The 9,097-nt window shown below is 64.3% G+C and carries 8 protein-coding genes; 7 read left to right on the top strand and 1 reads right to left on the bottom strand.

Features of this window, described 5'->3' with window-relative positions; genetic code table 11:
• From FN369_RS08495 to FN369_RS08490, 3 genes are all read left to right on the top strand, one after another.
• A partial coding sequence (locus FN369_RS08495) for a class I SAM-dependent methyltransferase (protein ID WP_142525731.1) occupies positions 1-423 on the top strand: 423 nt, incomplete at its 5' end.
• An 84-nt stretch (positions 424-507) separates the two neighbouring features.
• Entirely contained in the window at positions 508-684 is a 177-nt protein-coding gene (locus tag FN369_RS11230) for a hypothetical protein (protein ID WP_178087767.1), read from the top strand.
• 141 nt (positions 685-825) lie between these two features.
• Entirely contained in the window at positions 826-1,446 is a 621-nt protein-coding gene (locus tag FN369_RS08490) for a hypothetical protein (RefSeq protein WP_178087766.1), read from the top strand.
• A gap of 87 nt (positions 1,447-1,533) precedes the next feature.
• On the opposite strand, the gene FN369_RS08485 is transcribed toward FN369_RS08490, so the two are convergent.
• Complete coding sequence (locus FN369_RS08485) at positions 1,534-2,784, bottom strand: NnrS family protein (RefSeq protein WP_178087765.1); 1,251 nt, start codon at positions 2,782-2,784, stop codon at positions 1,534-1,536.
• Positions 2,785-3,041: 257 nt separating this feature from the next.
• On the opposite strand from FN369_RS08485, the gene FN369_RS08480 reads away from it, so the two are divergent.
• The 4 genes from FN369_RS08480 to FN369_RS08465 all read left to right on the top strand — a co-directional run.
• Positions 3,042-4,892 carry a sigma 54-interacting transcriptional regulator gene (locus FN369_RS08480; protein ID WP_142525728.1) on the top strand — a complete coding sequence of 617 codons (1,851 nt, stop codon included), beginning with the start codon at positions 3,042-3,044 and terminating at the stop codon, positions 4,890-4,892.
• Positions 4,893-5,026: 134 nt separating this feature from the next.
• Positions 5,027-6,580, top strand: coding sequence for an MFS transporter (locus FN369_RS08475; protein ID WP_142525727.1), 1,554 nt, complete (start codon positions 5,027-5,029; stop codon positions 6,578-6,580).
• A complete protein-coding gene (locus FN369_RS08470; protein WP_178087764.1) occupies positions 6,577-8,040 on the top strand; it encodes an efflux transporter outer membrane subunit in 1,464 nt (487 codons plus the stop codon). Before FN369_RS08475 ends, FN369_RS08470 begins: the two co-directional genes overlap by 4 nt.
• Before the next feature lie 26 nt (positions 8,041-8,066).
• The coding region (locus tag FN369_RS08465) for an HlyD family secretion protein (protein ID WP_142525725.1) at positions 8,067-9,097 on the top strand (1,031 nt) is incomplete at its 3' end.

The raw sequence follows: 9,097 nt of genomic DNA, 5'->3' as shown, positions 1-9,097 counted from the left end.
GACCGCTCGCCCGCCATGCTCGCGGAGCTCGAACGGAAGTTCGGAGGACGGCCCGGTTTCCGGAGCGTAGGCGGAGACACCGAAAAGCTACCTCTCGAAACGGGTGCGATCGACTGCTGCTTTGCCAACATGGTCCTGCATCATGTCGAAAGCCCGGAGAAGATGATTCGGGAGCTCTTTCGGATTCTGCGGCCCGGGGGCCGAGCGGTGCTCACGGATTTCGAGAGCCATCGCTTCGACTTCTTTCTGACCGAGTATTTCGACCGATGGCCGGGCTTCCGACCGGCAGAAGTGGCGACCCTGTTTCGTACCGCCGGCTTCCGCTCGGTGGAGGAAGGGCCTCTCGGGGAATTCTGCCAGGCGGAGAGCTCCGCTGGTGAGCGTGGGATAGTGCCCATCTTCTTCATCCGGGCCATCCGCTAGTGCCCTCTTCCCTTCGATCTTGCCCTCGGATTCCGCGCGAAAAAAACATTTGCCGGCCGGAAAGGCGAGCCGGATATTGCTCCCATGAGCAGCAGAGAGCTTCCCGAAGAACCGAAGGGAAAGGAACCAGAGGGTCCCCAGGGGAAAGAAAAGTCGGGCAATCGCAACTTCTATTGGGTGATTGCACTGGCGCTCGCCTTCTTCTTATATCTTTTCTACTCGGTCCTGAATAACGACACGGTGAATATTCACGGGCATTAGCCGTGGCAGGGCCTCCGGAAGTCTTGCCCCGGGGCCTTTTTGCGGCTTGCTTCTCTTACGAAGGTTCCTCCGCACTCCGGCTGGAGGACCGCCGCTCCGTTGCACCTCTTTGGAAGAGGCGTATACTTCCTATAGAGGGTGGTGCGATGGCTGTGGCTGGCGGAGGAAACTTCGATGATCGGCATGCCTACGGTTCGCAGGAAGAAGTGGTTGTTTCCGGCGTCGGTCGGATCTCTGCTCTTGGCGGGATTTGTCTTGCTTTCCGCGTGGGCTCAAGCGGCACCCCGTCCATCCTCGCCTGATTCCGCCGCTTCCCCGGCTCCCCGCGAGCTTTCGCTCGAAGAGCAGGTGCGGGCTCTGATCGCCAAGGATCTCTACCCCGGGGAAAAGATCGAGGCGCTCACGGTCATCCCGGAGCCGGAGCAGTCGAGGATCGCGGCGCGGTGGGAGGCGCATATCCTTGATGACGGCAAACACTTCCATCCTCTCTTCCATCCCCCCTCGATCATCCTTTACGAGGTGCTGCCGGGCCAAGCGCACTTTCCCGCTCTCGGCTCCGCGCTCGCGCCGAACGCCGCTTCCGCACCCGAATTTCAGGTATGGCAGAAGAAGCTCGCCCTGACGCGGAACCTGATGCGCCAAGTCGTCGTGCTCCGCTGTATGCTCTACTGCCGCCACCAGATGGACGCGCTCGATCAGGAGAACCTGCACGGGGCCGAGAGAGAGCTCGAGACCTTGACTGCGAAACCGTCGCAACGCTGACGGCGACCCGACGGAGCTCCGGGTTTCTCCTACGGTCGCCCGTTCGGGGGAGCCGCAGAGCGGTCCCGTCGGCCTCCGACGAGATCTTCACCCGAGGGCCGACTCGGCCCGCCCTCCCTCCGCCTCCTTCTTCTCCTCGGTATCGGGGCAGAGGACAAATGGAAGAACCGCAAAGGCCCAAAGAGCGAGGGCTGCAATCCAGAAGACGGCCGCCACGGAGAGCAGCACGGAGCGCCCCGAGGGGAGATGGTCGGCCCCTATCCTTGTAACGACCGCCGCCGCCACTCCGGCGATCGCCAGCTCGAAGGGGATGAAACGAAAATGGAGCAGGAAGCCCCGGCCGCTGAAGCCGTAAACGACGCGGACACCAAGCGCTAGGATCATCAGTCCAGCTCCTCCGATGAAAAAGAGGTGGAGATAGCCAGCCCGCCCCGTTCCGAGCAGAGCCGCGAGGAAGAATCCCAGGAGCGAGAAAGCAACGGCAAACCGTGCAGCAGCCGTGACGGTCCCTTTTGCACGGAGCGCTCCGGAAGCCGGGAGAGTCGCCCAGAGATAGCTGGCGATGACGCAGACCCGCAAGAGTCCTCCCAAGAGTCCCTTTCCCTCCGCTTCGAGCAGGAAGCTCGCGAAGAGCAACAGGCCGGCACCCGCGGCAAGAAAGGCTTCCCGAGCCCACCCGGCCGCAAGGGCGGGAACGGCCCGCTCCGGGCTCTCCCGCTCATAGAGCCGGGGAAGGAAGAATGCGCCCACCCCGAGGACGGGGAGGAGAGGAAGCCCCTGCCAGACCAGGAGCAGGCTGACCTGCCGGACCAGGGGGCTCGTGCGCATCCCGGCCGCCTGCTCGGCTTGGAGAAAGGCACCCACGGCCCCTCCCGCCACACCCAGGAGCACGAGGAGGAAGCTCGGCGGCGGGATGCGCCGCCGCCGGCCACGCGCCGTGAAGGCGATCAGCAGCAAGACGAGAGCAAAGGTAAAGAGCATATCGCCCGCCCACGGCCAGCCCAAGAGATGGAAGATGCTCGAGCTCAAGAGCGTCACCCCTAGGACGAGCACGAGGTTCCCGCTCAACGGCTCGACTTCCAGAAGCCGAGGAAGGGAGGTCGCCAGGAAACCGATGACGAAAGAGCCGACGAATCCTTCGACCATGATCCGGGGATGGCTCTGGAGCGGCGGAGAGGGTGCCCACCCCAGCATGGAGAGAGGCCAGACCGCCACGCCCAAGAGCCCCAGGACCGTGCCCAGCGGAAAGAGGATCCGATAGGGCTCCCGGGCACAGAGCCGCAGGAAGACGGCCGGCGGAACCGGGCCGCTCAGCTCAGGCGTCGTATTGGCTTCCATGGCCATTGCAAACAACCGGCATGTCCTTCTTTCCGCTCTATCCTGTCAAGCACGACGCTTCTTTTTCTTCCTTTTGCCGGGCGGTCCGGCAACGCGGGACGGAACGCTTCCTCTCAGAAACTACCCTCCCTCACCACCGCTCTTCCAACGTTTTCCCGCGGCAAGAGGCAAGCAAAAAGTCCTTCGGCTTCAAGGATGCGGCCCAGATTTGACGCTCTCTTCTCATCCCTGCTATTCTCCTTTTTTCAGCCATAGGCATGAACCGCTCCGATCGGCCACACCCCGCGGGGATCTCCTTCCTACCGCGAGCCGATCTCCTTCTCGATCAGCTTCCCGAAGCGCTCTTCATCGTCGACCCGCGCCATCGGGTCGTTTTTTGGAACCGGGCATGCGCGCAGCTCACAGGCCTTGCCTCCGAGGCGGTCTTGAAAACCGACCGCCACCGGGAAGCCTTTTCTCCCGAGCGCCTTCCCACTCTGGCCGACCTCCTGCTCGACGGCGAGCTCGACCGCCTCCCGGCGCTCTATCCGGCGGCAATCCCGACTCGCTTTTCTTCCGACAACATTCGGCTCGACCATTGGTGTACCTTTCCCACAGGCGAACGCCGTTTCCTGGCGACTCAGGCGACCCTCCTCTCGGATCCTTCGGGAAAGATCCTCGCCGCGGTCCAGACTCATCGGGATCGAACCGCTCCCCGCATTTCCGAGGAACAGTTGGCGGAAAGCGAGGCACGCCTCGCCGCCATCCTCGGCTCCTCGATGGACGCTCTTCTCTCCTTCCGGAAGGATCTTCGCCTCGAGCTCTTCAACGGCGCCGCCGAACGCCTCTTCGGTGTCCCGAGGGCCGCCGCCCTCGGCCGACGGGCCGATTCCTTCCTCTCCTCCCGGAGCCGTCGGCTTCTCGGCCGATTTCTCTCTCTTTGCCGACCGGAGAGCGATGCGGAGCCGGTCTGGATCCCGGAGGGACTCAACGGCCTGCGCGAGTCGGGGGAAGAGTTCCCCATCGAAGCCGCCCTGACGGCGAGCCGTGTCGGCGAGCACCCCCTCTTCACTCTGAGCATTCGGGACGCCGGAGCGCTCCGTCGCGCACAGCGAGCGATCCTCCGGCTGCGCCTCGAAAAGGATTACCTCGAGGAAAGGCTGAGCCAGGAACAGGATTTCGGCGAATTCCTCACCGCCTCCCCCAACCTCCGGACGATCCTCCGCGAGGTCGAACAGGTGGCACCAACCGACGCGACCGTTCTTCTCCAGGGAGAGACCGGAACCGGAAAGGAGCTCCTGGCGCGAGCCATCCACCAGAAGAGCCGCCGGAGCGGCTCGATCCTCGTGAGCGTCAACTGCGCGGCGCTCCCCAAGGAACTGGTCGAAAGCGAGCTCTTCGGTCACGAGAAAGGCGCCTTCACGGGAGCGGTCCACGAGCGAAAGGGACGGTTCGAGCTCGCCGACCAGGGGACTCTCTTTCTGGACGAGATCGGGGAGCTCCCACTCGCAACCCAGGCAAAGCTGCTGCGGGTGCTCCAAGGAGGGGAATTCGTCCGGGTCGGAGGGAGCCGCACGCTGCGGGCCGACGTCCGCCTCATCGCGGCGACCAACCGCTGCCTCGAGGAGGACGTCCGCGACGGCCGCTTCCGATCGGACCTCTTTTACCGGATCCACGTCTTCCCGATCCAGATCCCTCCCCTTCGGGAGCGGCCGCGCGACATTCCGCTCCTGGCGAATTTTTTCCTCCGCCGCTTCGCCTCCAAGCTCGGTAAGCCGGCAGTCGCCTTCTCCCCCGGCTCGATGGAACGGCTCCGCTCCTATTCCTGGCCGGGAAACGTCCGGGAGCTGCAAAATGTGATCGAACGCGCCGTCATCCTCTCCCGCGCTCCCTTGGTGGAAATCGACCCGCTCGGGGCCGCCCCTCCCTCGATCCTCTCCCCTCTCGGTCCACTGCCGATTCGTCTCCGAGAAGTCGAGCAGCGCCAGATCCTCGAAGCGCTCGAGCAGAGCCGTTGGCGGATCTCCGGTCCCCAAGGAGCGGCCGCCCGCCTCGGTCTCCATCCCAATACGCTTCGATTTCGGATGAAAAAATTTGGTCTGCTTTCGTCACAGAGTCGATCAAAGTAACCAAATTTGGTGAAATCCACCATTTCTTGCAAATCTCGAAACCTTCTCCTTCCTTTCCTCTAGAGATCGCATAGTTTGGCACCCAATTTGCTCGAAGCTCGTTGCTTTCCATCGGTGCCAAGGAAGATGCGTTCATGAACGGAGAAGGAGTCTCGTCGCGATACCAGTTCTTTCTTTCCGTTGCTTCCGTCGCCGGCTACTTCCTCGCGCTCTTCAACGCGGGCGCCTACAACGCCGTCAATCCCCATGCGATGGGAGCCTTCGGCGTAAGCCCGAGCCACGGTCCGTGGACGATGGCCGATTTTTTTGCGTCCCAGGCGCTCGGGCTCATCCTCGGGCCCGCTCTCTCGAGACGGTTCGGCTTTCTGCGGACTTTCCGTTGGGCGACCCGAACGATCGCCGGCGGAAGTCTCCTCTGCGCCGCCGCTCCCTCCTTTCTGCCCTTTCTCGGCGGCCGAATCCTCCAAGGCATCGGGTCGGGGCTCGCCGTTCCGCTTTCCCAAACTTTGCTCTTGGAGAGCCATCCGGAAGAGCGGCGACCTCTGGTCGCTTCCTTCTGGAGCATGGCCGGGCTCGCCCCCTACTCGGTGAGCCCGCTGATCGGCGCCTGGATGGAAGCCCAATGGGGCTGGAGGAGCTGGTTCCTCGTCAACGGGCCGCTCGTCCTCTTCGTGGGCGAGCTCTGCGCGCTGCTCGCTCCTCCGCGGGAACTGCCCGGAAGCCGTCGGTGGGATTGGGTCGGCACCATCCTCCTCTCGGCGGGTATCCTCTCGATCCAATCCGCCCTCAACATGGGAGACGACTACGACTGGTACAATTCCCCCTTGGTCCTCGGCCTGCTCGTCGGGGGCGTCGGCACGCTCGTCTATTTCGTGGTCTGGGAGCTGGGAGAGATCCAGCCGCTTGTCGATCTGCGTCTCTTTCTCCGGCCCGGCTTTTCTCTCGGCATCTTGACGCTGAGCATCGGCTTCTTCTTTTTCTTCGGCCTCTGGACGACCCTTCTCGTTCGCCTCCAACTCCCCACCTTCGGCGGATTCACTTCCCTGCTCGCCGCCGAGATCTTCCTTCCGCTCTTCGTCCTCTCCAAGCCGGCGGCCGGACTGCTCAGCCTCCTGCCGCCCAAGGCACACCACTTGCGCCTCTTCGCCTGCGCAAACCTCCTCCTCTTTTCCCTCTTCTGCTGGCTGAGCAGCTCCCACGACTTCTTCCAGCGCCGTTCCTGGTTCTTCCCCGTGCTCGGCACACAGCTCCTGGAAGGGTTCTGCCTGGGAACCCTCCTCAGACCAATGGGCGGTCTGATGGTTTCCGGGCTCTCGCTCCGCAAGCAGCTCTACGCTCTCGAATTGAGCGCCGCCTTTCGCACGCTCGCCTGCGGCCTCGGGATCGACGGATTCGGCTCCATCCTCTACCAACGCAGCGCGTTCGCCCAGGCTCGTCTCTCCGAAACCTTTCCCTCCTTCGGGCCGATCCCCGAGGAGATCGGCCGGCAACTCGCCGATTCGGGTCTCGGCGGCGAAGAATCGCTGGCATGGCTCACCCGCCGCCTGATCCTCCATGCCAATATCCTCAGTCTGGAGGATGCCTACCGCCTTGCGGCGTGGGGATTTCTCCTGCTGGCCGGAGTAGTCGCGCTGGTCCCCGTCGTCCGCCTGGGCCGCCAGTGGCTCCGGGGAGGGGATCTCCCATGAATCGGCTCTCCTTCTTCCCCGTCGCCGCCCTTCTCTCGGGAGCGCTCGGCCTCGCCGGATGCGCAATCCTCCCCAAGGACACGCCAACTGCAAAAACATTGGCCCTTCCGTCGATGGAAAAGACCCTTTCGGCCGGAGCGCGTCTGCGCGCGGTGCCCGAATGGACCCCATCACTCTGGTGGAAGGAGCTTCGCTGCCCCGAGCTCGACCGGATCATCGATGAAGCGCTCGCGGGAAACCCGGGGCTTCGGGCGGCCTCCGACCGGATCCGCTTTTCCTGGGCGATCGCCGCCCATGAGCGGGGACGGCTCCTCCCCACCCTGGAAGGACGTCCTTGGCTCCTCAACGATACGCTGGGCATCTGGCAGATCCCGGGATCGAGCTTCTTCGGGCCCTTCGGCGGCCGCTCCTTCGCCTTCGCCGACTATTCGCCTGCCTTCTTCACTTACCACGTCGACCTTTGGGGAGAGGACCGCTCCCGAATCCGCGCCGCCGTCGGCGAGGCACGGGCCGCCATGGCGGAGTTCTCCCTGGCGCAACTCACCCTCACGACGACGCTGGCCCGGCGTTACATCGAGCTTGTCTCCCGCACCGAAGAAGAAGAGATCGTCCGGAAGATGGTTGCCGATCTCGAGCAGGACCTCACGCTCGCCCGCTCCCGCCACCGCAAGGCCGGAATCGACACCCTCCTGCCCGTCTACGCCTTGGAGCAGCGGCTCGCCGCAGCACGGCAGCGGGAAAAAACGTTGGAGCGGGAGAACACGCTGCTGAAGGACGAGCTCGCCGCATTGGCGGGCAAGGGGCCCGACTGGGGGCGGACGATTCCGGTGACCGCCGCCTCCTTCCCGAGACGCTTCCCATTTCCGGCCTCGGTGCCTCTCGAGCTGCTGAGCCGCCGGCCGGACGTGGCGATTACCCTCTGGCGCGTGGAAGCGGCGGCCCAGCGCGTCCGCGTCGCCAAGACCGCCTTCTACCCCAACATCAATCTCGTTGGCTTCGCCGGCTTCCAAACCCTGAACATGGCGACCATCCTGCTGGCACCCGCCCAGGCGTTCCTGTACATGGCAGGGCCAGCGATCACCCTCCCGATCTTCGAGCGCGGCCAGCTCACCGCCCGCCTGGTCGCCGAGCAAGAGGAATACAATATCGCCGTGGAACGCTACAACGACGCGGTGCTCGGAGCCGCCCGCTCCGTAGCCGACGCGCTCGCCCATTGGAAGGAGAGTACGGAAAACCTCGCGTCCCAAGATGCGGCGCTTTCGGCCGCCGACCGCTTCCTCCGGCTGACCGAATCCCGTTACAAGGCTGGTCTCGTCACCCGAATCGATCAGATCGAAGCTTCCCTGGCCGCCCGGGAACAGTCGCTTCGCCTCTCGAACCTCACCGCTTCGCACCTCCAGTCGGTCGTCGCCCTTTACGAATCCCTCGGAGGCGGTTACCAATCCCAAGGGACTCCCTGATCCTTTTAGAAAACGCCCTCCGACCGATGCCACGCCTCCCGTTGCGCGAACGACTCACTCTCCTCTGGAGACGTCTTCTGCGCCCTCGGGAAGAGGGGGAGCGGCACGGTCGGCTTCCTACCCTGGAGCAGGAACGGAGCCGCCGACTGCGCCTCCTGACGATGGGCTTTGCCTCCCTCGCCGCCTTCGTCTTCCTCTACTGGCTCTTCTTGGGAAGATTCTGGGTAGCGACCAACGATGCCTACGTGACCGGAAACCTCGTCCCCCTCAAGGCCCAGGTTGCGGGCACCGTCACCGAGGTCCGCACCGATTCGACCCGCTACGTCCGGAAGGGGGAGGTCCTCGTTCGGCTCGACGGGGTGAAGACCAAGGTGGCTCTCCAGCGCGCCGAGGCGGAGCTCGCCGATTCGGTCCGCCGCGTCGAAACCCTCTTCCGCCAGGCGGCCACCCTCCGCAACCGGGTTGCGGCTCAGCAGGCGGTCCTCTCCCGGATCGCTTCGGATCTCAACCGCTACCGGAGCGTCGTCCGCGAGGGGGCGGTCTCCTTCCAACTCGTCGAGGATACCGAATGGCAGCGGCGGGAGGCCGAGGCGAGCCTTCGAGACCTCGCGGACCAGCTCGCCAGCATCGAAGCCCGCATCCGGGGGACGACCGTTTCGACCAATCCGGAGGTCCTCCGGGCCGCCGCCCTCTATCGGAGCGCCTACCTCGACCATGTTCGCCGCAACGTCGTCGCGCCGGTTTCCGGTTATGTCGCCAAACGGGTCGTCCAACCTGGCGACGAGGTCTTTCCGGAAAAGACGCTGCTGTTGATCATTCCGCTGGACTACCTCTGGGTCGAGGCGAACTATCGGGAGGTTGAACTGACCCACGTCCGGCCGGGGCAACCGGTCCGGATCAGCGTCGATCTCTACCCCCGCAAGGTCCGCTATCACGGCATCGTCGAAGGGATCATCCCGAGCGCGGGCAACAACCTCGGCCTCCTCCCTCCGGAAAATGCCACGGGCAACTACATCCATATCGTCGAGCGCGTCCCCGTCCGGATCCGGATCGACCC

Origin of the sequence: Methylacidimicrobium cyclopophantes, from assembly GCF_902143385.2 — a bacterium.
In the GTDB taxonomy this organism is placed as follows: domain Bacteria; phylum Verrucomicrobiota; class Verrucomicrobiia; order Methylacidiphilales; family Methylacidiphilaceae; genus Methylacidimicrobium; species Methylacidimicrobium cyclopophantes.
Note: the sequence above shows the minus strand (reverse complement) of the source record. Positions and strands in the feature narration are given on the sequence as shown.

Bases quoted from the DNA above. Each gene is read 5' to 3' on its own strand.
- FN369_RS08475 (WP_142525727.1), top strand. From the start codon at position 5,027: ATGAACGGAGAAGGAGTCTCGTCGCGATACCAGTTCTTTCTTTCCGTT.
- FN369_RS08480 (WP_142525728.1), top strand. From the start codon at position 3,042: ATGAACCGCTCCGATCGGCCACACCCCGCGGGGATCTCCTTCCTACCG.
- FN369_RS08470 (WP_178087764.1), top strand. From the start codon at position 6,577: ATGAATCGGCTCTCCTTCTTCCCCGTCGCCGCCCTTCTCTCGGGAGCG.
- FN369_RS08485 (WP_178087765.1), bottom strand. From the start codon at position 2,784: ATGGAAGCCAATACGACGCCTGAGCTGAGCGGCCCGGTTCCGCCGGCC.
- FN369_RS11230 (WP_178087767.1), top strand. From the start codon at position 508: ATGAGCAGCAGAGAGCTTCCCGAAGAACCGAAGGGAAAGGAACCAGAG.